Source organism: Enterobacter sp. DSM 30060 (assembly GCF_013375955.1).
GTDB classification, from domain to species: Bacteria; Pseudomonadota; Gammaproteobacteria; order Enterobacterales; family Enterobacteriaceae; genus Enterobacter; species Enterobacter intestinihominis.
This window is the reverse complement of the sequence record NZ_CP056118.1, coordinates 4,313,506-4,336,060: the sequence shown is the minus strand read 5'-3', so window position 1 is coordinate 4,336,060 and position 22,555 is coordinate 4,313,506. Positions and strand designations below refer to the sequence as shown.

19 protein-coding genes are annotated in these 22,555 nt (G+C 54.7%); 16 read left to right on the top strand and 3 right to left on the bottom strand.

Annotated features, from left to right (window positions below):
* The first annotated feature begins 10 nt into the window (after positions 1–10).
* From HWQ15_RS20690 to HWQ15_RS20670, 5 genes are all read left to right on the top strand, one after another.
* Entirely contained in the window at positions 11–1,069 is a 1,059-nt protein-coding gene (locus tag HWQ15_RS20690; RefSeq protein WP_139153392.1) for a Gfo/Idh/MocA family protein, read from the top strand.
* A complete protein-coding gene (locus HWQ15_RS20685) occupies positions 1,063–3,342 on the top strand; it encodes a glycoside hydrolase family 65 protein (RefSeq protein WP_063149437.1) in 2,280 nt (759 codons plus the stop codon). The genes HWQ15_RS20690 and HWQ15_RS20685 overlap by 7 nt, the downstream gene beginning before the upstream one ends.
* On the top strand, positions 3,332–3,997 hold the full coding sequence (gene pgmB / locus HWQ15_RS20680) for a beta-phosphoglucomutase (RefSeq protein ID WP_063149438.1): 666 nt from the start codon (positions 3,332–3,334) through the stop codon (positions 3,995–3,997). The genes HWQ15_RS20685 and pgmB overlap by 11 nt, the downstream gene beginning before the upstream one ends.
* Positions 3,998–4,010: 13 nt before the next feature.
* Positions 4,011–5,093 (top strand): ABC transporter ATP-binding protein, encoded by a 1,083-nt coding sequence (locus tag HWQ15_RS20675; RefSeq protein WP_022648294.1) that lies wholly within the window; start codon positions 4,011–4,013, stop codon positions 5,091–5,093.
* Between the two features lie 66 nt (positions 5,094–5,159).
* Complete coding sequence (locus HWQ15_RS20670; protein ID WP_023300241.1) at positions 5,160–6,074, top strand: OmpG family monomeric porin; 915 nt, start codon at positions 5,160–5,162, stop codon at positions 6,072–6,074.
* A 33-nt stretch (positions 6,075–6,107) separates the two neighbouring features.
* On the opposite strand, the gene HWQ15_RS20665 is transcribed toward HWQ15_RS20670, so the two are convergent.
* Positions 6,108–7,118 (bottom strand): LacI family DNA-binding transcriptional regulator, encoded by a 1,011-nt coding sequence (locus tag HWQ15_RS20665; protein WP_022648292.1) that lies wholly within the window; start codon positions 7,116–7,118, stop codon positions 6,108–6,110.
* 155 nt (positions 7,119–7,273) lie between these two features.
* Between HWQ15_RS20665 and HWQ15_RS20660 the strand changes: the two genes are divergently transcribed.
* From HWQ15_RS20660 to tyrR, 3 genes are all read left to right on the top strand, one after another.
* Positions 7,274–8,671, top strand: coding sequence for a YcjX family protein (locus HWQ15_RS20660; protein ID WP_022648291.1), 1,398 nt, complete (start codon positions 7,274–7,276; stop codon positions 8,669–8,671).
* On the top strand, positions 8,668–9,720 hold the full coding sequence (locus HWQ15_RS20655) for a YcjF family protein (RefSeq protein ID WP_023306373.1): 1,053 nt from the start codon (positions 8,668–8,670) through the stop codon (positions 9,718–9,720). The genes HWQ15_RS20660 and HWQ15_RS20655 overlap by 4 nt, the downstream gene beginning before the upstream one ends.
* A gap of 111 nt (positions 9,721–9,831) precedes the next feature.
* Entirely contained in the window at positions 9,832–11,373 is a 1,542-nt protein-coding gene (gene tyrR, locus HWQ15_RS20650; protein ID WP_022648289.1) for a transcriptional regulator TyrR, read from the top strand.
* Between the two features lie 34 nt (positions 11,374–11,407).
* On the opposite strand, the gene tpx is transcribed toward tyrR, so the two are convergent.
* Positions 11,408–11,914: a thiol peroxidase gene (tpx, locus tag HWQ15_RS20645; protein ID WP_003856889.1), complete on the bottom strand. Its 507-nt coding sequence runs from the start codon at positions 11,912–11,914 to the stop codon at positions 11,408–11,410.
* Positions 11,915–12,020: 106 nt separating this feature from the next.
* Between tpx and ycjG the strand changes: the two genes are divergently transcribed.
* The gene (ycjG, locus tag HWQ15_RS20640; RefSeq protein WP_063149441.1) at positions 12,021–12,986 is read left to right on the top strand and encodes an L-Ala-D/L-Glu epimerase; all 966 of its coding nucleotides are present in this window, start codon (positions 12,021–12,023) and stop codon (positions 12,984–12,986) included.
* On the opposite strand, the gene mpaA is transcribed toward ycjG, so the two are convergent.
* A complete protein-coding gene (gene mpaA, locus HWQ15_RS20635) occupies positions 12,977–13,690 on the bottom strand; it encodes a murein tripeptide amidase MpaA (protein WP_022648287.1) in 714 nt (237 codons plus the stop codon). The two genes, ycjG and mpaA, sit on opposite strands and share 10 nt — an antisense overlap.
* A 183-nt stretch (positions 13,691–13,873) precedes the next feature.
* On the opposite strand from mpaA, the gene HWQ15_RS20630 reads away from it, so the two are divergent.
* The 7 genes from HWQ15_RS20630 to hcp all read left to right on the top strand — a co-directional run bounded on the left by HWQ15_RS20630 (position 13,874) and on the right by hcp (position 22,411).
* Positions 13,874–15,490, top strand: a complete 1,617-nt coding sequence (locus tag HWQ15_RS20630; protein WP_023300237.1) for an ABC transporter substrate-binding protein — start codon at positions 13,874–13,876, stop codon at positions 15,488–15,490.
* Between the two features lie 611 nt (positions 15,491–16,101).
* Positions 16,102–16,593 carry a type VI secretion system contractile sheath small subunit gene (gene tssB / locus HWQ15_RS20625; RefSeq protein ID WP_023300236.1) on the top strand — a complete coding sequence of 164 codons (492 nt, stop codon included), beginning with the start codon at positions 16,102–16,104 and terminating at the stop codon, positions 16,591–16,593.
* 34 nt (positions 16,594–16,627) lie between these two features.
* Entirely contained in the window at positions 16,628–18,169 is a 1,542-nt protein-coding gene (gene tssC / locus HWQ15_RS20620) for a type VI secretion system contractile sheath large subunit (protein WP_074184509.1), read from the top strand.
* 15 nt (positions 18,170–18,184) lie between these two features.
* Positions 18,185–19,525 (top strand): type VI secretion system baseplate subunit TssK, encoded by a 1,341-nt coding sequence (gene tssK, locus HWQ15_RS20615; RefSeq protein WP_063149698.1) that lies wholly within the window; start codon positions 18,185–18,187, stop codon positions 19,523–19,525.
* The gene (gene tssL, locus HWQ15_RS20610; protein ID WP_023300235.1) at positions 19,522–20,211 is read left to right on the top strand and encodes a type VI secretion system protein TssL, short form; all 690 of its coding nucleotides are present in this window, start codon (positions 19,522–19,524) and stop codon (positions 20,209–20,211) included. The genes tssK and tssL overlap by 4 nt, the downstream gene beginning before the upstream one ends.
* A complete protein-coding gene (locus HWQ15_RS20605) occupies positions 20,208–21,914 on the top strand; it encodes an OmpA family protein (RefSeq protein ID WP_038416146.1) in 1,707 nt (568 codons plus the stop codon). Before tssL ends, HWQ15_RS20605 begins: the two co-directional genes overlap by 4 nt.
* Before the next feature lie 5 nt (positions 21,915–21,919).
* A complete protein-coding gene (gene hcp, locus HWQ15_RS20600; RefSeq protein ID WP_009653685.1) occupies positions 21,920–22,411 on the top strand; it encodes a type VI secretion system effector Hcp in 492 nt (163 codons plus the stop codon).
* The last annotated feature ends 144 nt before the right edge of the window (positions 22,412–22,555 follow it).

Below are 22,555 nucleotides of genomic sequence, written 5' to 3'. Positions count from 1 at the left end.
GATGACGAGCGTGATGAGTGCTTCTACACCTTTGCCTCTGCGCGTCGCCATCATTGGCGCCGGGCAGGTTGCAGACAAAGTGCATGCCTCGTATTACGCCACGCGCAGTGATGTTCAAATGGTGGCTGTCATGGACAGCCGCCTTGAGCAGGCACAGGCGTTCGCGGAACGTTATGCCATTCCATCGGCATGGCAGGACGCTCACGAGATGTTGCAGAAAATAAAACCGGATGTGGTGAGCGTCTGTTCGCCTAACCGGTTCCATTTTGAACATGTGATGGCGGCTCTCGAAGCGGGTTGCCATGTGATGTGTGAAAAGCCGCCGGCAATGACGCCTGAACAGGCCGACCAGATGCGCATCGCGGCGCGCAAGGCCGGAAAAGTCCTCGCGTACGATTTTCACCATCGCTTTGCGCTGGATACCCAGCTCCTGCGCGATGCGGTAATGAACGGCACACTCGGTGAAATTTACTTCACTTCCGCGCAGGCGCTGCGTCGCTGCGGTGTGCCGGGGTGGGGCGTTTTCACCAATAAATCGCTCCAGGGTGGCGGGCCGCTTATCGATATCGGCATTCATATGCTGGATGCTGCGATGTACGTGTTGGGCTTCCCGGCTGTGAAGCGGGTAACCGCGCACAGCTTCCAGAGACTGGGGAACCGGAAACACACCGGTCAGTTTGGCGAATGGGATCCTACGCAGTTTACCGTGGAAGATGCCCTGTTTGGCACGATTGAATTCTGCAACGGCGGCGTTCTGCGTCTGGACACCTCCTTTGCGCTTAACATCCGCGAGCAGTCCATCATGAACGTCTCTTTCTGCGGTGATAAGGCAGGCGCAACGCTGTTCCCGGCGCATATCTATAACGACGAAGCCGGTGTTTTAGAAACCCTTATCCATCGTGAAGAGGCGGACGATCAGCGCCATCTGCGCAGTATGGATGCCTTCGTGCGTCATGTGCTGGGAGAGCACGTTATGATCGCTGACGCAGAACAGGGTCTGGTTATACAACAGCTTGTTGCCGCGCTTTATGAATCAGCAGAAACAGGGGAAAGCGTGACATTATGCTGAACGTGTCTGTATTAAACGATCCGGGCTTTTGTCCTCACAGCCTGAACAAATATGCCTCTGTCATGACATGCGGGAATGGCTACATGGGCATTCGCGCTACGCATGAAGAAGATTACACCCAGCAGACCAGAGGCATGTATCTCGCGGGGCTTTATCATTGCGCGGGTCGCAACGAGACTACTGAGCTGGTCAATCTGCCGGATATCACCGGTATTGATGTTGAGCTTGATGGCGTCAATTTCACGCTCCTGTCAGGCGAAATTCTTGAATGGCAGCGCGAGCTGGCCTTTGCTAACGGCGAACTGCATCGCAACGTTGTCTGGCGTGCACCCGACGGGAAACGTTATCGGCTGGAGAGCCGTCGTTTTGTTTCGCTGGACCAGTTGCCCTTAGTGGCAATGCAGTTCTCGATCACACCGCTTGATGGCGACGCTCAGGCCGTGCTGAAAACCGGCATAGATGCGACACAAACGAACAGCGGCAGACAGCATCTGGATGAAATCTCGGTCAGGATCTTTGACCAGCACTACATGCAGGGCGTGTATGAAACGCAGGACCGTGCATCTGAGGTTGTGGTTTCGGCGTATTGCCAGCTCTCGACGAAAAGCGACAGCTGTTTCACCGCCAAAAACCGCCGTCTCAGCGTGCATCATTCGCTGACGATTGTTCGGGGTGACACTGTCACGCTTGAGAAGATCGTCTGGGTGGCTCATCGTAGCGAGAAAGCGCTGTCGCAGGAGTCATTCGCGCGCAACGCGCTGGCCGATCTTAAAGTCTGTGCGGCAAGAGGTTATGAGGCGTTGCTTGAAAGCTCAGCGTATGCCTGGAAAGATGTCTGGCGCGACGCACGTGTGGAAGTGACTTCCACAGAGCAACAGGATCAGCAGGCGCTGGATTACGCCGTCTGGCATCTGACGACAATGACGCCTGCTCATGATGAGCGAAGCAGTATTGCGGCGAAAGGGCTGACGGGTGAGGGGTACAAGGGGCACGTCTTCTGGGATACCGAAATTTTCCTGCTGCCGTTCCATCTGTTTACCCGCCCGCAGATTGCCCGCAGCCTGCTACGCTATCGTTGGCTTAATCTGGCAGGCGCACGGGAAAAAGCGCGCCGTAACGGTTGGCCGGGTGCATTGTTCCCGTGGGAAAGTGCGGCCAGCGGACAGGAAGAGACGCCAGAATTCGCGGCCATTAACATCCGCACCGGGGTTCGCCAGAAGGTGGCTTCCGCACTCGCTGAACATCACATCGTGGCTGATATCGCCTGGGCCGTGGTCGCTTACTGGCAGGCAACACACGACGATGCCTTTATGCGGAATGAGGGGCTGACGCTACTGATGGAAACCGCTTCGTTCTGGATGGGACGCGCGACGGAAATCAATGGTCGTCTTGAGATCCATGACGTGATCGGACCGGATGAATACACCGAGCATGTCAACAACAACGCCTACACCAACTATCTGGCCTGGCACAACGTTGCCTGCGCGCGTCAGTTTATGGCGATGTTTGGCCGTGAAGATGCGCGTTTTACGGAGAATGCCGGGAAGTTCCTGGCGCGCCTGTGGCTGCCAGAGGCCGACGCAGACGGTGTGATCCCGCAGGATGATACCTTCATGGCAAAACCTGCCATCGATCTGAGCCGCTATAAAGCCAAAGCGGGTAAGCAAACCATTCTGCTTGATTACTCTCGCGCGGAAGTGAACGAGATGCAGATCCTGAAGCAGGCCGATGTGGTGATGCTTAACTACCTGCTGCCGGAACGGTTTACGCCGCAGCAATGTGCCGCCAATCTGGCGTTCTACGAGCCACGTACGATTCATGATTCATCCCTGAGTAAAGCGATTCACGGCATTGTGCTCGCACGCTGCGGTGACACCGAGGGGGCGTATGCCTTCTGGCGTGACGGTATCGCCATCGACCTGGGGGACGACCCACACAGCAGTGATGACGGTATTCATGCTGCCGCCACCGGTGCGATCTGGTTGGGCGCTATTCAGGGGTTTGCTGGCCTGCACATTAGCGAAGGGGAGCTGCATCTTTCACCGAAACTGCCTGTTCACTGGCAGAAACTCGCCTTCCCGCTGCGGTGGCGGGACGCAACAATGCACATTACCTGTGAAAATGACCAGTTAACCATTGAGACTACCGCACCTGTCACGTTGACGCTGTGGGGTAAAACGCTGCATGTATCAGGGCGAAAAGTCTGCGCGCATAAGGACTTTCTTGCACCTGTTAATGGGACCGCTACCACGGAGGGGCGCCATGACGCTTAACGCTGTTGTATTCGATCTGGACGGGGTGATCACCGATACCGCGCATCTTCACTTTCTGGCCTGGCGCGCCGTGGCGGAGGAGATTGGTATTACCTTCGATGAAGTATTTAACGAACAGCTGAAGGGAATAAGCCGAATGGACTCCCTCCAGCGTATTCTGAAACATGGCGGGAAAGAGGGGATGTTCAGTGACGAGCAGCGCCTGGCGCTGGCAACGAAAAAAAACGCGCTTTACGTCCAGTCGCTGGCATCACTGACGCAGGATTCGCTGCTCCCGGGTATTCGCGACGTGCTGGCGGATATTCGCGCCGCGAAGGTCAAAATTGGGCTGGCATCCGTATCGCTTAATGCCCCTGGGATTTTGCACGCGTTGGGTATTCATCAGGCTTTCGATTTTTGCGCCGATGCTTCGCGCATTTGCCGCTCAAAGCCGGACCCGGAGATCTTCCTTGCAGCCTGTAAAGGACTGAACGTGCGTCCTGAAGAGGCCATTGGTATCGAAGATGCCGCCGCAGGGGTAGATGCGATCAACGCCGCAGGAATGCTGTCGGTCGGGATTGGGCCTGGCCTGAACCATGCGGTATTACAACTTCATTCAACGCAGGAACTGACCTGGGAACGCCTGACGGCGTTCTGGGCATCCCGGGCGTATTGATAAGGAATTAATAATGGCTCAACTGTCTCTGAAACACATTCAGAAAATCTATGATAACCAGGTCCACGTGGTTAAGGATTTCAATCTCGAGATTGAAGATAAAGAATTTATCGTCTTCGTCGGTCCATCGGGCTGTGGGAAATCCACGACGCTGCGAATGATTGCCGGCCTTGAGGAGATCAGCGCAGGTGAACTGATTATTGACGGGGTTTGTATGAATGATGTTCCCGCCAAGTCCCGTGATATCGCAATGGTCTTCCAGAACTATGCGCTCTATCCGCATATGACGGTCTACGACAACATGGCGTTTGGCCTGAAGATGCAAAAAATAGCACCTTCCATCATCGAAGAACGTGTTAGCTGGGCGGCCCAGATCCTGGGTTTACGCGACTATCTCCAGCGTAAACCTGGCGCATTGTCAGGTGGTCAGCGTCAGCGCGTGGCGTTAGGCAGGGCGATAGTGCGTGAAGCAGGGGTCTTCCTGATGGATGAACCGCTGTCAAACCTCGATGCCAAGCTTCGTGTACAGATGCGCGCTGAAATCAGCAAGCTGCACCAGAAGCTCAACACCACCATGATTTACGTGACGCACGATCAGACGGAAGCCATGACGATGGCGACCCGTATTGTGATTTTAAAAGACGGCATCATTCAGCAGGTGGGCGCGCCGAAGCAGGTTTACAACGAGCCGGCGAATATGTTCGTTGCAGGCTTTATTGGTTCACCTGCGATGAACTTCATTCGTGGCGCGATCGACGACCGATACTTCGTGACGGAAACGCTGCGTCTGGAGATCCCGGAGGAGAAGCTGGCCGTACTGAATGCGCAAGGTTACCAGCGCAAAGCGGTCGTCTTTGGGATCCGTCCGGAAGACATTCTCACGCTACAGCGCAGCGGTGAAAACATCGCGGCGAAGATCAGCGTCGCTGAGCTGACTGGGGCAGAATTTATGCTTTATGCCAACGTGGGCGGGCATGAACTGGTTGTCCGTGCGGGAGCGGCGGATGATTACGTTGCAGGAGATAATATCGGCATCCAGTTCGATATGAGTAAGTGCCATTTCTTCGATGCTGATACTGAAGCAGCTATTAGATAAGAAAGGTATTCGCCGGAAATGAAAGTTTCCGGTTTTTTTGTATGTTAATTATAAAGGAATATTTTAATGAGTACTCTACTAAGAAGTGCTGCGCTCGTTCTGTGCGCAGGGGTAAGCTGCGCGCAAGCAACAGAGTCAACCAAACAGTGGGAATTTAATATTGGTGCCATGTATGAAATTGAAAACGTCGAAGGTCAGGGCGACGATAAAGATGGATTATATGAACCTTCCGTGTGGTTTAACGCCACGTATGATGCGTGGACAATTTCACTGGCGATGTATCAGGAAGGTCCGGTTGATTACAGCAGCATGACGCGCGGCACCTATTTCGATCGTCCTGAATTTGAATTACGGTATCGCTTCATTGGCACAGAGGATTTTACGCTGGGTCTTACGGGCGGTTTCCGTAATTATGGATATCATTTTAAAGATGAGCACGGTGCGAAAGACGGTAGTGCTAATATGCAGCGCTATAAAATTCAGCCTGACTGGGATGTGAAATTAACAGATGACTGGCGTTTTGGCGGTTGGTTTGCCATGTACCAGTTTGCGAATGACCTGGGAAAAACCGGTTATTCTGACAGCCGCGTCGAAACGGAAACCGGATTTACCTGGACAATAAACGAAACCGTCTCTGCAAAAGTTAACTACTATTTAGAGCGTGGCTTCAATATGGACAGTTCACGTAATAACGGTGAATTCTCCACCCAGGAGATTCGTGCCTACCTGCCTGTTTCATTAGGCCAGACAACGCTTACACCTTACACCCGTCTGGGGCTCGATCGCTGGTCAAACTGGGACTGGCAGGACGATCCAACTCGTGAAGGGCATGACTTCAATCGACTGGGTCTGCTCTATGCTTATGACTTTGCGAATGGCCTTTCAATGACGCTCGAGTATGCCTACGAATGGGAAAATCATGACGAAGGCGAGAGCGACCGCTTCCACTATGCGGGTGTCGGCGTCAATTACGCGTTCTGATGACGTTATACCAGGGGCGTTTGCCCCTGGTTTTTAGCGTAACGAAGCTGCATCTGAAAAATGTGTTTCAACCAATACCTTATGCGGCGCAGGTTTATCCGCAATGCACCTGAACAACAAATCGCAGCTCTCTTCGCCAAGCTTTTTCGTGGGGATATCAAAGCCGCCTGGTGCAGGGGTTAAAATGAGAGATAGCATCGGGTCGCTGTATCCTGCCATTGCGACCTGTTCCGGGATCGCCAGATTTAGCGCATCCGCGGCACGATAAAGACTCAGCAATTTCATGCTGTCAGTCGCAAAAACCGCATCGGGCGGGTTGTCTGAGGAGAGTAGCTGGCAGGCCGCCTGAAGCGCGCTTTCATGGGTATAGCCGCCATCGATAACCCAGGTCGGGTTAATTTCGATGCCGTGTTTCTCAAGGCTGAATTTATAACCCGCCAGGCGATCGATAGAGACGTGATAATCGAGCGGGGCATGCAGGCAGGCAATTTTGGTGCGGCCATGCGTGATAAACGAGTCTGTTAATATGGCGCTGTCGCGGAAATTATCCGTGTCGACAGAATAGATATTCTGGTAATTTCCTTCCACTTTACCAATGACGACCACGGGCACACCGTATTCATCCAGCGTCGAGAAAAACGACTCGTTCGCCGGCGAGCTTAGCATGATGATGCCTTTGATCATCTTCTGCTTTATTTTACCCACGCATTTTTGCAGATCATCTTCACTGCTTTTAGACGTTTGTAAAATAACATCAAAACCTTCTTCTTCTGCTTTTGCCGTAATGGCATGCAGTACATCTGAGAAAAAGGGATTTCCTGCAGTGGTCTTGGTTGAGCGGGTCGAAATAACCATAATGGCGTCGAAGCCAGAAGAGGTGAGTGCGCGGGCAAGTTTATTAGGTTGGTAATTTAACTCATCTATCGCCTTCAACACCTTTTCACGCGCTTCAGGAGAAATATTCGTTTGTTTATTCAGAACGCGTGACACGGTTGATTTCGAAACGCCAGCAACGCGGGCAATATCATAGATGGTGGGTGACATACACCTTACTCACTCCAGACGGACAGCAATTGCGTCCATCTTACTGGAGAGAAAACGGCAATAGCAATAATTAAGAATTGATAATCAACGATCTGCCCCAATTTACTGTATTCTGAAGTGACTTTGTTCAGGGTTCCAGACAATGAAGGACGGCGATGAAGCGACTTAAAAACGAATTCAATTCTCTGGTGAACCGTGGCGTTGATCGCCATCTGCGTCTTGCCGTTACCGGGCTGAGCCGCAGCGGTAAGACGGCATTCATTACGGCGATGGTCAATCAGCTGTTGAACCTGCATGCTGGGGCGCGCCTGCCACTGCTTAGCGCGGTGCGCGAGGAGCGATTGTTAGGCGTAAAACGCGTACCGCAACGTGATTTTGGCATCCCCCGTTTCACCTATGATGAAGGTCTGGCACAGTTATACGGGGAGCCTCCCGCCTGGCCCACCCCGACGCGTGGCGTGAGCGAAATTCGCCTTGCGCTTCGTTTTCGCTCGAATGAATCCCTGATGCGTCACTTTAAAGAAACGTCCACGCTGTATCTCGAAATTGTGGATTATCCGGGAGAATGGCTGCTCGATTTACCGATGCTGGCGCAGGATTACCTGAGCTGGTCCCGACAGATGACCGGTCTGTTGCAGGGGCAGCGGGCAGAGTGGTCGACCAAATGGCGCCAGCTTTGCGAAGGGCTGGATCCGCTGGCGCCGGCGGATGAAAACCGTCTGGCCGTGATAGCCCAGGCCTGGACGGATTACCTGCATCAGTGCAAGCAGGAGGGGCTGCATTTTATTCAGCCGGGCCGTTTTGTTCTGCCGGGAGATCTGGCCGGTGCTCCCGCGCTACAGTTTTTCCCGTGGCCGGACGTTGACCGCATCGGCGAATCGAAGCTGGCACAGGCAGACAAGACCACCAACGCCGGTATGCTCCGCGAGCGATACAATTATTACTGTGAGAAGGTGGTTAAGGGTTTTTATAAAAATCATTTTTTACGCTTTGACCGCCAGATCGTGCTGGTGGACTGCCTGCAACCCCTCAACAGCGGGCCGCAGGCGTTCAATGATATGCGGCTGGCGCTGACGCAGCTGATGCAAAGTTTTCATTATGGCCAGCGTACGCTGTTTCGCCGTTTATTCTCGCCGGTCATCGACAAGCTGCTGTTTGCCGCCACAAAAGCTGATCATGTGACGGTCGATCAGCACGCCAACATGGTATCCCTACTGCAACAGCTGGTACAGGATGCCTGGCAGAACGCGGCGTTCGAAGGGATTAGTATGGATTGTCTGGGTCTGGCGTCCGTACAGGCTACGCAGAGTGGGTTGATTGACGTGAATGGCGAGAAAATTCCGGCCCTGCGGGGCAACCGACTCAGCGACGGTGAGCCGCTCACGGTCTATCCGGGCGAAGTTCCCCCACGTCTGCCGGGCCAGGCTTTCTGGCAAAGCCAGGGTTTTCAGTTCGAAGATTTCCGTCCGCAGAGCATGAACGTTGACCAGCCATTGCCGCATATCCGTCTGGATGCCGCGCTGGAGTTTTTAATTGGAGATAAATTACGATGACGGAACCGTTAAAGCCCCGCATTGATTTTACCGGCCAGCTTGAGCAGTCCCCGCATGAGGCGTTTAAAACAGCGCAAACCTTCAGCGGTCCGCAGGCCGACAACTTTGCTCCCGTGCTGGCAGAGGAGCCGTTGGTTGAAGAGGGGCAGGCGGAAGCGGTCGTTGATGCGGCACTGCGCCCGAAACGCAGCCTGTGGCGTAAGATGGTGACCGCCGGGTTAGCCCTTTTTGGCGTGAGCGTAATTGGTCAGGGCGTGCAGTGGGGCGTCAATGCCTGGCAAACCCAGGACTGGGTAGCGCTGGGGGGATGCGCCGCTGGGGCGTTGATCGTTGGTGCGGGCGTCGGCTCGGTCGTGACCGAGTGGCGTCGCCTCTGGCGTCTGCGTCAGCGTGCGCACGAACGCGATGAAGCGCGGGATCTGCTGCACAGCCACGGCACCGGAAAAGGGCGTGCTTTTTGTGAAAAGCTTGCGGCTCAGGCCGGGATAGATCACTCTCACCCGGCGCTTCAGCGCTGGTATGCGGCGATCCACGAAACCCAGAATGACCAGGAAGTGGTCACGCTCTATGCGCACATTGTTCAGCCGGTACTGGATGCGCAGGCTCGTCGTGAGATCAGCCGCTCGGCGGCGGAATCCACCCTGATGATTGCCGTCAGTCCGCTGGCGATGGTGGACATGGCCTTTATCGCCTGGCGCAACCTGCGCCTGATCAACCGCATCGCCAGACTGTATGGCATTGAGCTTGGCTATTACAGCCGACTGCGCCTGTTCAAACTGGTGTTGCTGAATATCGCCTTCGCCGGGGCAAGCGAACTGGTGCGGGAGGTCGGGATGGACTGGATGTCGCAGGATCTTGCGGCGCGTCTCTCTGCCCGGGCGGCGCAGGGGATTGGTGCCGGTCTGCTGACGGCACGCTTAGGAATCAAAGCGATGGAGGTTTGTCGTCCACTCCCCTGGATCGATGGCGATAAGCCGCGGCTGGGGGATTTCCGTCGCGAATTGATTGGTCAGCTTAAAGAGACGCTCAATAAAAAACCTGCTCAGTGAGGTTTCGTTTACTAATCGTGCGGGCTGTCAATATTTGTTGACAGCCACCTTCCCGAATACCGTGATCTGACATATCATTTTACTGTTATTGGCTTAAACGGTGAATTTCCCATGCGTCTGGAAGTCTTTTGTGAGGACCGTCTCGGTCTGACCCGCGAGTTACTCGATCTTCTTGTTTTACGTAGCATTGATTTACGTGGCATAGAGATCGACCCTGTCGGGCGAATTTACCTCAATTTTGCCGAAATTGAATTTAATACCTTCAGTAGCCTGATGGCCGAAATCCGCCGTATCGCTGGCGTTACGGATGTACGCACCATCCCCTGGATGCCATCCGAGCGGGAACACCTTGCGCTGAGCGCACTGCTGGAAGCAATGCCGGAGCCGTTTCTCTCTCTCGATCTGAAAAACAAAGTCGAGCGCGTTAACCAGGCCAGTTGCCAGCTGTTTGCGCAGACTCAGGAAAAGCTTATCGGTCATTACGCCACGCAATTGATCCCAGGTTTTAATTTCCAGCGCTGGCTGGACAGCAACCCGCAAAATACCCATAGCGAGCACGTCGTCATCAATGGACAGAATTTCCTGATGGAGATCACGCCGGTCTACCTGAAAGGTGAAAATGCCGCGCGGGTGCTCACCGGCGCGGTAATCATGCTGCGCTCCACGGTGCGCATGGGACGCCAGTTACAGAACCTTTCCAGCCAGGACGTCGGCGCATTCAGCCAGATTATTGCGGTGAGCCCGAAGATGCGTCACGTGCTCGACCAGGCGCGCAAGCTGGCAAATCTTACGGCACCGCTGCTTATTACCGGGGATACCGGTACGGGGAAAGATCTGCTGGCGCATGCTGTGCACATGGCCAGCCCGCGTGCGGCAAAACCGTATCTGGCGCTGAACTGCGCGTCTATTCCTGAAGATGCGGTGGAAAGTGAACTGTTCGGGCATGCGCCGGAAGGCAAAAAAGGCTTCTTTGAACAGGCGAATGGCGGCTCGGTGTTGCTGGACGAGATTGGTGAAATGTCGCCACGCATGCAGGCGAAACTGCTGCGTTTCCTCAATGACGGCACGTTCCGCCGCGTGGGGGAAGATCATGAAGTGCACGTGGATGTACGCGTCATCTGTGCCACCCAGAAAAACCTGGTGGAGCTGGTGCAGAAAGGGGTATTCCGCGAAGATCTCTACTATCGTCTCAACGTTCTGACGCTCAATATTCCGCCGCTGCGCGATTGCCCGCAGGACATCATGCCGTTGACGGAACTCTTCGTCGCCCGTTTTGCCGACGAGCAGGGCGTGCCGCGTCCGAAGCTCTCTGCCGACCTGGGTACCGTGCTGACGCGTTACGGCTGGCCGGGCAATATTCGTCAGCTAAAAAATGCGGTCTATCGCGCATTAACTCAGCTTGAAGGGTATGAACTGCGTCCTCAGGATATTCTCTTGCCGGATTACGATGCCGGGACGGTCTCGGTAGGCGAAGAGGCAATGGAAGGCTCGCTGGATGACATCACCAGCCGTTTCGAGCGTTCGGTGTTAACGCAGCTTTATCGCAGCTATCCGAGCACGCGCAAGCTGGCTAAACGTCTTGGGGTGTCACATACCGCGATTGCGAATAAGCTGCGCGAGTATGGGTTAAATCAGAAGAAGGGTGACGAATAAATAAAAAAGCCTCTTTGCAGAGGCTTTTTTACGTTTAGGCTTTAAGTGCCTCAAGTGCAGCGGTGTAATCCGGTTCGGTAGTGATTTCGTTAACCAGCTCACTGAAAACAACGTTGTCGTTTTCGTCGATCACCAGCACCGCACGAGCAGCCAGACCCTTCAGCGCGCCTTCGGAAATGGCAACACCGTATTTTTCCAGGAAATCCGGGCTGCGCAGAGTGGAAAGGGTGATGACGTTGCTCAGGCCTTCAGCGCCGCAGAAGCGGGACTGGGCAAACGGCAGGTCAGCAGAAATGCACAGCACTACGGTGTTGTCCATTTCGGTCGCCAGCTGGTTGAATTTACGCACTGATGCAGCACAAACGCCCGTATCGATGCTTGGGAAAATGTTCAGGACTTTACGTTTGCCAGCAAACTGGCTCAGCGTGACGTCAGACAGATCTTTAGCCACCAGAGTAAAAGGCTGTGCTTTGCTGCCAGACTGTGGAATGGAACCTGCAACAGCAACCGGGTTGCCCTGGAAATGAACGAGTTGTGACATAGATATCTTCCTGTTTACAAATAGTTAACGTCGTGGCTAGTGTATGTCATCCACAGTTAGCACGGCAAACCAATTTTCTGCCTTTCCGGCCTGCAAGGAGTCAGTGATGAGAAGCGTTAAGGTCTATGAAGAAGCCTGGCCATTGCACACCCCGTTTGTGATCTCGCGCGGCAGCCGTAATGAGGCCTGCGTGGTCGTGGTTGAATGTGAAGAGGACGGCGTAAAAGGCGTCGGGGAATGTACCCCTTATCCTCGCTACGGAGAAAGCCTGGCGTCAGTCATGGCGCAAATTATGACGGTGGTGCCCGAGTTGCAGGCGGGCCTGACGCGTGAGGCTCTTCAGCAGAGGTTGCCGGCCGGAGCGGCACGTAACGCGATTGACTGCGCACTCTGGAGTCTGGAAGCGGCGAAACAACAAAAACCGCTACCTTCGCTGCTGGACGTTACGCTGCCGCAATCGATCGTCACCGCGCAAACGGTCGTCATCGGTGAACCAGAGCAAATGGCGGCCAGCGCCCAGGCGCTATATGCAACCGGTGCAACCTTATTAAAGGTGAAGCTCGACGATCGTCTGATTAGCGAACGCATGGTCGCCATTCGTGCGGCGGTACCTGATGCCACCCTTATCGTCGATGCGAACGAATCATGGCACAGCGAAGGGCTGGCAGCCCGTTGTCAGCTGCTTGCCGATCTGGGCGTTGCCATGCTGGAGCAGCCTCTCCCGGCAGAAGACGATGCCGCGCTGGCGAATTTTATTCATCCGCTTCCCGTCTGTGCAGACGAAAGCTGTCATACCCGTGAGAGCCTGTCAGCCCTCAAGGGCCGCTACGAGATGGTGAACATCAAGCTGGATAAAACGGGTGGGTTAACCGAGGCCCTGGCACTGGCACAAGATGCCCAGGCGCAAGGCTTTTCCCTGATGCTGGGCTGTATGTTGTGCACGTCCAGAGCGATCAGTGCTGCACTCCCGCTGGTGAACAGCGTGCGTTTTGCCGATCTGGATGGCCCAACTTGGCTGGCGGTTGACGTTTCACCCGCCCTGAGTTTTACCTCCGGCGTACTTCATCTTTGAGGCTGCCAGCGCAGAAGATCTGTCATCGCTCTGAGGTATTTTTCACTCGCTTCATCCGAGGAAATAGGCGGAAACTCTGCGGTGATACAGTGAAGACTGAGGTCCGCGCACCAGCTGCCAAACGACCCGGGCGTTTCATACCCGACGCTGGTTACCAGAGGTAGAGCAAACGCATCCGCCAGCCACTGCCCGAGCGCCGTATGACGAGGATCTTCAATACAGGCGAGGGGATCGTGGAAAGAGACAACCCAGGCCGGGTGGATCTTATGAATAAGCTGGCACAGAGCCTGGGTTTCGGGCTCGGAACCCGGTTTTTCTCCCGTAAGCAGGACCACATCTCGTTCCTGCGCCGAACTGTTCCAGCGATACACCGTTTCACCGGCACGCCAGTTTGCTGCCGGAAAGTTCCTGTTAAGGTCAACGCCTCGTGCATTCGCCCGTAATCCAAGCTGGCATCCGTCCGGGTTGACGGTCAAAATCACATGATGTCGTCGTAAATCGGGGGCCAGCGTACGTAGCGCGCACGAAAGCGTCACTATGGACGAGTTTTCATCGCCATGTGTGCCCGCAATGATTAAGCCGCTAGTGCGATCGGGCTCGGGAGCCGGAAACCAGATCAGTGGGGCGCCTAAAAATGAGCGGCCATAATGTTCAGTCCCGGGCGGGAAGGCGCCGCGTTCCGTTCTTGGTCGGGTGGTTGCCATAATAAACCCTGATGATGAAGTCGCTTCTGGCAGTGTTGTGCAAAACCCGCGCTTAATCAAATAGTTTCCGTCTGTGTGTAAAATTGCCTGACATCAACTTTCCTGAGGAAGCATTTGCATTTCTCCGTTTCGAAACAAATAATTACGCATCTGCCTGTTACCTGACATCATTAAGGGGATCGTATGAAGCATCCTGTTTCGCTTCTTTGCACTGCGCTGTGGCTGTGCGGGTTTTCTTCACTTTCATATGCCGCGGAGGTTCCCAGGGGAACGGTGCTGGCGCAAAAGCAGGAGCTGGTTCGACACATTAAAGATGAACCCGCCTCGCTCGATCCGGCAAAAGCGGTGGGTTTACCCGAGATACAGGTGATCCGCGACCTTTATGAAGGGCTGGTGAATCAGAACGAAAAAGGGGAGCTGGTTCCCGGCGTGGCGACGCGCTGGCAGAGCAACGATAACCGTGTCTGGACGTTTACGTTGCGGGATAACGCGAAGTGGTCTGACGGTACCCCTGTGACGGCACAAGATTTTGTCTACAGCTGGCGTCGTCTGGTTGATCCTAAAACTACGTCACCTTTCGCCTGGTTTGCAGCGCTGGCGGGTATTAATAATGCGCAGGCCATTATTGATGGTAAAGCTGCACCGGAAACGCTCGGCGTGACGGCAGTCGATGCTAAAACTCTGCGCGTGCAGCTGGATAAACCGCTGCCATGGTTCAGCAACCTCACGGCTAGCTTTGCGTTCTATCCTGTTCAAAAGGCAAACGTGGAAAGCGGTAAAGAATGGACGCGCCCTGGCGCGCTCATCGGCAACGGTGCGTATGTGCTGAAAGATCGCGTGGTGAATGAAAAACTGGTGGTTGAGCCGAATACTCACTACTGGGATAACGCCAACACGGTGCTTAAAAAAGTCACCTTTGTGCCAATCAACCAGGAGTCCTCAGCGACCAAACGCTATCTGGCGGGCGATATCGATATTACAGAATCGTTTCCGAAAAACATGTACCAGAAGCTGCTTAAAGATATTCCGGGACAGGTTTATACACCGCCACAGCTTGGGACCTATTACTACGCGTTTAACACACAAAAAGGCCCAACTGCGGATGCCCGCGTACGTCTGGCGCTCAGCATGACTATCGACAGACGTATTATGGCTGAAAAAGTCCTGGGAACCGGTGAGAAACCGGCCTGGCATTTCACTCCCGATGTCACTGCCGGTTTTACACCGGAAATCTCGCCATTTGAGCAGATGTCGCAGCAGGAGCTAAATGCTCAGGCGAAAACGTTATTACAGGCGGCAGGCTATGGTCCCCAGCGCCCGCTGAAATTAACGCTGCTGTACAACACGTCTGAAAACCACCAGAAAATCGCCATTGCCGTCGCATCTATGTGGAAGAAAAATCTGGGTGTTGACGTTAAGTTGCAGAATCAGGAATGGAAGACCTACATCGACAGCCGCAATACCGGGAATTTCGACGTGATCCGTGCGTCGTGGGTAGGGGATTACAATGAGCCGTCGACATTCCTGTCGCTGCTGACGTCCTCTCACACCGGCAACATCTCACGGTTCAACGACCCTGCTTACGATAAGATTATTCATCAGGCGACGCTCGAAACCACTGAAAAAGCGCGTAATGCAGACTACAACATGGCCGAGAAGATCCTCGCCGAGAAAGCGCCGATAGCCCCTATTTATCAATACACCAATGGCCGCCTCATTAAGCCCTGGGTTAAAGGGTATCCGATAAATAACCCAGAGGATGTTGCGTACAGTCGTACAATGTATATTGAAAAGCATTAAAAAACAGGAAAGGCGCTTAAGTGGTTTTGGCAAATAGCTATACATCGCTTAAGCGCCTGAACACACGGTTCATGGTACCTACAGGCTAGTTATTATCAAAATTCCTTTCATAAAAAATCATTTATTCTTTTGATGAATGCTTCGAACGACATCTCTTTTCCAGTTTATTGAAAAGCGTGCAAGCATTTATACATCCTCCATGTAATAGCTTAATTCCTGCTATTTAAAACCTGACTTTTGTCCGATTTAGGATTTTTCCATATTCAGGAGGTTTATTGAATAAGATGATATGTCTCTGCGATTTTGCAGCTGATGCTTAAATCAGCATTGATATAAATCAATTATTCAACGACAGGTGGCAATGAATTCAATATTCTCTATCAAGGCAGACGTTCCTGCTAATCTATTGTGAATAAATGGTTAATACTTTCTGCGTGCCACTTATATCTGGAATTTATAAATACTACTGATTAGTGGAAAATTCTTAAGAAAAATCCATATACAGATCTTTGATCTGAAAAGTTGATCATGAATGGGCTTTTGCTCTAATATGGTTTTGTAAAGACCCGTCACTCACTTAACTCGTATTTCTTGCAAAGAAAGGGACTGCTATGGCCGATTCATTTCAGAATGAGGTGCCCAAGGCACGCATAAATTTAAAACTGGCGCTGCATACAGGCGGCGCGCAGAAGAAAGTCGAACTGCCGCTTAAACTTCTCACTGTCGGTGATTTCAGTAATGGAAAAGAGAATCGTCCATTGTCCGAAAGGAAGAAAATCAACGTCAACAAAAATAACTTTAATAGCGTACTTTCGGAATTTAACCCGGAGGTTAATCTGACGGTGCCTAACACCATGGCTGTCGATGGTTCGGAGGAAAGTATAAAACTGAATTTCTCCGATATTAAGGATTTCGAACCTGAACAGGTTGCCCGCCAGATCCCCCAGCTCCGCGCCATGCTGGCCATGCGTAATTTATTACGCGACCTCAAATCCAATCTTCTTGATAACGCCACTTTCAGAAAAGAACTCGAGAAAATTCTTAAAGACCCGGCGCTGTCTCAGGAATTACGTGACGAAATGAGTGCACTGGCCCCGAAATAAGCGGCATGTGTAATTTAATGGATTAACCGGGAATATGCTGATGTCTGTGAATAGTGAAACCGCCTCCGCGCAGGGGCAGACCATCGTACTGGAAAAAGAGGGCGTTTACGCCTCCCTGTTTGAAAAAATCAACCTGACTCCGGCCTCGAGCCTGGGTGATATCAATGCGTTTCTGGATGATGCCGCGCTTTCTGACGCGCCGGCGGGTGAACGCCTGACGGCGGCGATGCAGGTGTTTATGGACTGCATCCGCAAATCCGGTCAGCCCGTGGAGAAGCTCGACAAAACGCTGATTGACCACCATATCGCCGAACTGGATTTCCAGATCAGCCGTCAGCTGGATGCCGTAATGCATCACCAGGCGTTCCAGAAGGTGGAGTCCCTGTGGCGCGGCCTGAAGCAGCTGGTGGACAACACCGACTACCGCCAGAATGTGAAAACCGAGATTCTGGACGTCTCCAAGGACGACCTGCGCCAGGATTTTGAGGATGCACCGGAACTGATCCAGAGCGGCCTCTACTGGCACACCTATACCGCCGAATACGACCCCCCGGGCGGCGAGCCGATTGGCTCAGTGATTTCATCCTATGAATTTGACGCCAGTCCCCAGGATGTGGCGCTGCTGCGCAACATCTCTAAAGTGTCAGCTGCCGCACATATGCCGTTTATTGGCTCTGTCGGGCCGAAATTCTTCCTGAAAGACTCTATGGAAGAGGTTGCTGCGATTAAGGATATCGGCAACTACTTCGACCGCGCTGAATACATCAAGTGGAAATCCTTCCGCGATACTGACGACGCCCGCTACATCGGCCTCGTGATGCCGCGCGTGCTGGGGCGTCTGCCGTATGGCCCGGACACCGTACCTGTACGCAGCTTTAACTACGTTGAGCAGGTGAAAGGCCCGGATCACGAGAAATACCTGTGGACCAGCGCGTCGTTCTCCTTCGCGTCAAACATGGTGAAGAGCTTCATCAATAACGGCTGGTGCGTGCAGATCCGTGGCCCGCAGGCGGGCGGGGCGGTGAAAGATCTGCCTATTCATCTGTACGATTTGGGTACCGGCAACCAGGTGAAAATCCCGTCTGAGGTGATGATCCCGGAGACCCGCGAGTTTGAGTTTGCCAACCTCGGCTTTATTCCGCTCTCGTATTACAAAAACCGCGACTATGCCTGCTTCTTCTCAGCGAACTCCGCGCAGAAACCGGCGCTGTACGACACCGCAGATGCCACGGCCAACAGCCGCATCAATGCCCGTCTGCCGTACATCTTCCTGCTGTCGCGTATTGCGCACTATCTGAAGCTCATCCAGCGCGAGAACATCGGCACCACCAAGGACCGCCGTCTGCTGGAGCTGGAGCTGAATACCTGGGTGCGTAGTCTGGTGACGGAAATGACCGATCCGGGCGATGAGTTGCAGGCTTCTCATCCGCTGCGTGACGCGAAGGTGGTGGTGGAAGATATCGAAGACAACCCGGGCTTCTTCCGCGTGAAGCTGTTTGCGGTGCCGCACTTCCAGGTGGAAGGCATGGATGTGAACCTGTCTCTGGTGAGCCAGATGCCGAAAGCGAAAGCGTAACGTAAGGCAGGAAGCATGAAAACGGAACAACCGTTATGGGGCAGGGGCCAGATGGTCTCTCCCCAGCACTTCCAGCAACAGGCCGCGTATGCGGCCTGGTCTGCGGAATGCATCGCCCGGTTAGGTCTCTCCCATCCCTGGGGAGTGATTGAAGCCACTTTCGAACCGGATGCACTGAAACTGGGCCGCCTGCAGGCCCGCCATCTGCACATCCGTTTCCCCGACGGGACGCTTATCGACACGGATAATGCTGACGATCTGCCACCGGTTCTGGCGCTGGAGAGTGAATCAAATGAGGTGGTAGTGATGCTCGCGCTTCCGCTGCTGCGCGCGAATGGTGGCAACTGTCTTAAGCCCGATGAGGTAGCCGGGCGTCCTGTTCGCTATCGCCAGCGTTGGCAGGATATCCGCAATACCTTCGGGGACGATACCCGCCAGATTGCGGTAATGCGTCCTGAGCTGACGCTGCGGTTTGCACATCAGAACAACAGCGATTACCTGACCTGTCCGGTTGCCCGCCTGCAGCAGGATCTGCAGGGGGCGTGGCAGCCTGATGAGACGTTTCTCCCCCCGCTCCTGGCCATCCAGGGCAGCCGCTGGCTGTTAACCCAGCTCGAACAGCTGATGATCCAGCTACGTGTACGCCTGAGCCGACTGATGGCCATGCGACGGGAAAGTAATGAGCGCATGGCAGACTTTGCCGTGGCCGACGTGTCGCTGTTCTGGTTGCTGAATGCCCTCAACAGCGCTGAGCCCGTGCTGGGGCAATTTCAGCGCCATCCGCAAAGTCCGCCTGAACGCCTGTATCCGGAGCTGGCCCGCCTGGCGGGCAGCCTGCTGACCTTCTCGCTGGAGCACCAGGTGAGTGCGATCCCGGTCTGGCAGCACGAGCAACTGAATAACGTATTTCCGTCGCTGTTTGATTTACTGGGGGACCTTCTGGAAGCCAGTCTGCCATCGCGGGTGGTGGCGATTGAGCTTGAGCACGATGCCCGGCTGCACTTCTGGCAGGCCCGTCTGCATGATCCGCGTCTGCGTGAAGGGGCGGATTACTACCTCTCCGTGCGTTCAATGGTGCCGGTGGCTCAGCTGCAGGAGCAGTTCCCGCGCCAGTGCAAGGTTGGCAGCCCCGATCATGTCAGAAGTATCGTCAATTCATCGCGGGTGGGCGTGCCGCTGACCCCGCTGCGCCATGTGCCGGCAGCCATTCCGTTACGTCTGGAAAATCAGTATTTCAGTCTTGATGTCTCTCATCCTCAGGCCACTGAAATGCTCCAGGGCGGCACCTGCATGTTTTACGTTCCGGGCATGCTCGGCGAGCCTGAGCTCGAACTCTTTGCGGTGCTGAGAACATGAGTGAGCGTAAACGCGGCGCTGCCGCGGCCATTGATATTGATGCCCTGCTGCAGGATACCTGGCTGCAGGTGATCAGCCTGCGTCACGGTCCGAAATTTCAGGATGGAGAAGGGCGCACGCTGTGGGAGCGTTGCATTGCTGATGTCGAACGTGTGCAGCGTGAGCTGAAAGCGGGCGAACTTGATGAAGCCAGCTGCCGGCATATTCTCACCGCACAATGTGCGCTGCTGGATGAGGCGGTTAAGAGTCGCGGTGTGGAGGATGATGCCTGCGTGCAGTGGTATGACATTCCCCTGCAGGGGCACTTCCTTGGCACCATGGACGCCGGTGACACGCTGTGCGATCGGATGCGCGATGTGCTGCGTGAACCGGCTCCTGACCACGCTGTCGTGACCTGCTTCCAGCGGGTCATGATGCTCGGATTCCTCGGCAACTTCCGCTCCCTGAACGATCCTGAGCGGCAGAAACTCATGAATGCACTTAATGAACATGTTGCGCCGTTCAGCTATTCACAACCCCATCCCGTTCTGGCGGAAAGCCATGCCGGACGGGGGATAGGGGGTTGGCTTGCTTCATGGCCCATGCGCATTGGCCTGAGTGTGGTGGTGGTCACCGCATTATGGTGGGGACTGGATTGCTGGCTGGATCAGACACTGCTTACCCTGCTGCCGGGAGCCGTGAAATGAGCCCTGCACAACAGCGCGGGCTTGCGCTCTGGGCTGCCCTGCTGAGTGCAGTGGTCTGCCTGTGGTTTCTGCCAGCATCCCGGCTGGTTTCCGTTCTCGTCCTGCTGGCGGTACTGGGGCTAATCATGGCGTTCTGGGCTGTCGCCTGCCGTCGCGTGCAGCACGATTTCACCCTGTGTCTGGAGGACCTGCCTGAAACCAGTTATTGCCAGCCCGTGGTACTGGTCTGTGGCGATCTGCCGCTTGCCTGGCCGCATCAGTCACCGGTACTTACTGTCACGCAGGGCTGCTGGATCCGTGTGGAGGATCATCTGGAACTGGAGCAGGCCGCCCGTCAGGTACTGTGGTTGCGCCCCGACTGGGGACGTCAGCTGTCAGTGATGGTCAGTGTTTGTCCGCAGCAGCACCCTGACAGTGAACGCCTTACCAGTCGTTTGCTTGCCCTGCGCTGGCAGATTAGTCGGTTGCGTAAAGCAACCGGCCATTCTGTGCCACTGGTTCTGAATGGACAGGTCGGCAGTGCGATGATGAATGACATGCTCTGGCAGACGGCGATCCTGGGGGAAGGGGTAAAGGTCTGGAGTGGGACTTCAGCGCCTGGCTCAGTTGCTGAATGGGTTAATACTGGCGGAACGCCTGCGATGCATCAACAGGTGCTTATGAACAGCCTGATGAGCTGGTTCCAACAGCACGTCCACGCTGTCCTTATGGATGAAAACCCCGATATTCCTGTCATTGAACCTGTTGCGGTTCTGTGGGGATTGGGCCCGATCCTGGCCGGAAGCATGGCCACCTCTGTCTGGACAGCGTGGTTGTCCCGCCATACTGCGATGCAGCAGGTGTCGGGCTGGCAGCCGGCGGGAACGGACAGTACGGTTATTTCCCTGTTCCCGAATTTTGTCCTCCCTTTACTGCCAGAAGGACGAGGCCTGACACCGCATGGACGAACCTGGCGCGGTGCGCTCGGAATCTTCACGTTGGCGACCATTGCTGCACTGCTCAGCAGTGGCTGGAACAACCGCCAGCTGCTGCAACGCGTTAGCTTCGATATTGTCCGTTACAACAGCATCGCCATGGATGATTACGGTCCTAAAGCCAGCGCCGTACAGGTGCTGCGCGAGGATGCGGCGCTGCTGGATGAGCATGCACGCAATGGTGTACCGGCCCGGCTGGGTCTGGGGCTTTATCGGGGGGAACGTCTGCGAATACCGGTGCTGGAAGCGATCCGCTCATATGTGCCACCACCTCCTCCACCAAAGCCTGTGGAAAAGGTCGCGCCGAAAATCATCCGCCTCGACAGCATGTCGCTGTTCGATACCGGCAAATGGGCGCTGAAACCCGCCTCAACAAAGCTGCTGGTGAACTCACTGGTGGGCATTAAGGCGAAGCCCGGCTGGCTGATTGTGGTCGCAGGCCATACCGACAGCACCGGGGATGACCAGTCCAACCAGGTCCTGTCGCTGAAGCGTGCGGAGTCGGTGCGCGACTGGATGCGGGACACCGGCGATGTGCCGGAGAGCTGTTTTGCGGTGCAGGGCTACGGTGAAAGCCGACCTGTCGCCACCAACGACACGGCGGAAGGCCGGGCGCTGAACCGCCGTGTCGAAATCAGTCTGGTGCCGCAGGCGAACGCCTGCCAGCTGCCGGGCAACACCCCCGCGTCATCGCAGGATGATGGCGCTGATAACAACTTAACGGAGTAATTAACATGGCAATACCAGTCTATCTGTGGCTGAAGGACGACGGCGGCGCGGACATCAAAGGGTCTGTGGACGTTCAGGATCGTGAAGGCAGCATCGAGGTGGTGGCCCAGGAGCACAACCTGTACATCCCGACCGACAATAACACCGGCAAGCTGACCGGTACCCGTATCCACACCCCGTTCCTGTTCACCAAGGAAATCGATTCGTCCAGCCCGTACCTGTACAAGGCGGTGACCACCGGCCAGACCCTGAAGTCTGCGGAATTTAAGTGGTACAGAATCAATGACGCGGGCCAGGAAGTGGAGTACTTCAACACGAAGCTTGAGAACGTGAAGCTGGTGAAAGTGAATCCGAAGATGCACGACATCAAGGATCCGGCGTTCGAGAAGCACAACCACCTCGAGCAGATTGAACTGCGCTACGAAAAAATCACCTGGACCTACAAGGACGGCAACATCATTCATTCCGATTCCTGGAACGAACGCGCCACCGCGTAAGTCGCATGCGGACAGGGCCCTGTCCGCAGTTTTTTGCACAGCGTCTGTATGCACGGACGCTGTGCAAAGAAAAACACAATCTGCCTGCCCGACCTGATGCGCTTTGGGTTCCTGAATAACAGGGAACAGCGACGGGCGGTAGCG

What these genes read in the sequence shown, in the direction of transcription:
- ycjG (WP_063149441.1), top strand. Translation starts at nt 12,021, where the DNA reads ATGAGAAGCGTTAAGGTCTATGAAGAAGCCTGGCCATTGCACACCCCG.
- HWQ15_RS20630 (WP_023300237.1), top strand. Translation starts at nt 13,874, where the DNA reads ATGAAGCATCCTGTTTCGCTTCTTTGCACTGCGCTGTGGCTGTGCGGG.
- HWQ15_RS20660 (WP_022648291.1), top strand. Translation starts at nt 7,274, where the DNA reads ATGAAGCGACTTAAAAACGAATTCAATTCTCTGGTGAACCGTGGCGTT.
- tssL (WP_023300235.1), top strand. Translation starts at nt 19,522, where the DNA reads ATGAGTGAGCGTAAACGCGGCGCTGCCGCGGCCATTGATATTGATGCC.
- HWQ15_RS20605 (WP_038416146.1), top strand. Translation starts at nt 20,208, where the DNA reads ATGAGCCCTGCACAACAGCGCGGGCTTGCGCTCTGGGCTGCCCTGCTG.
- HWQ15_RS20655 (WP_023306373.1), top strand. Translation starts at nt 8,668, where the DNA reads ATGACGGAACCGTTAAAGCCCCGCATTGATTTTACCGGCCAGCTTGAG.
- tyrR (WP_022648289.1), top strand. Translation starts at nt 9,832, where the DNA reads ATGCGTCTGGAAGTCTTTTGTGAGGACCGTCTCGGTCTGACCCGCGAG.
- pgmB (WP_063149438.1), top strand. Translation starts at nt 3,332, where the DNA reads ATGACGCTTAACGCTGTTGTATTCGATCTGGACGGGGTGATCACCGAT.
- HWQ15_RS20665 (WP_022648292.1), bottom strand. Translation starts at nt 7,118, where the DNA reads ATGTCACCCACCATCTATGATATTGCCCGCGTTGCTGGCGTTTCGAAA.
- hcp (WP_009653685.1), top strand. Translation starts at nt 21,920, where the DNA reads ATGGCAATACCAGTCTATCTGTGGCTGAAGGACGACGGCGGCGCGGAC.
- tssK (WP_063149698.1), top strand. Translation starts at nt 18,185, where the DNA reads ATGAAAACGGAACAACCGTTATGGGGCAGGGGCCAGATGGTCTCTCCC.
- HWQ15_RS20670 (WP_023300241.1), top strand. Translation starts at nt 5,160, where the DNA reads ATGAGTACTCTACTAAGAAGTGCTGCGCTCGTTCTGTGCGCAGGGGTA.
- tssC (WP_074184509.1), top strand. Translation starts at nt 16,628, where the DNA reads ATGCTGATGTCTGTGAATAGTGAAACCGCCTCCGCGCAGGGGCAGACC.
- tpx (WP_003856889.1), bottom strand. Translation starts at nt 11,914, where the DNA reads ATGTCACAACTCGTTCATTTCCAGGGCAACCCGGTTGCTGTTGCAGGT.
- mpaA (WP_022648287.1), bottom strand. Translation starts at nt 13,690, where the DNA reads ATGGCAACCACCCGACCAAGAACGGAACGCGGCGCCTTCCCGCCCGGG.
- HWQ15_RS20685 (WP_063149437.1), top strand. Translation starts at nt 1,063, where the DNA reads ATGCTGAACGTGTCTGTATTAAACGATCCGGGCTTTTGTCCTCACAGC.
- HWQ15_RS20675 (WP_022648294.1), top strand. Translation starts at nt 4,011, where the DNA reads ATGGCTCAACTGTCTCTGAAACACATTCAGAAAATCTATGATAACCAG.
- tssB (WP_023300236.1), top strand. Translation starts at nt 16,102, where the DNA reads ATGGCCGATTCATTTCAGAATGAGGTGCCCAAGGCACGCATAAATTTA.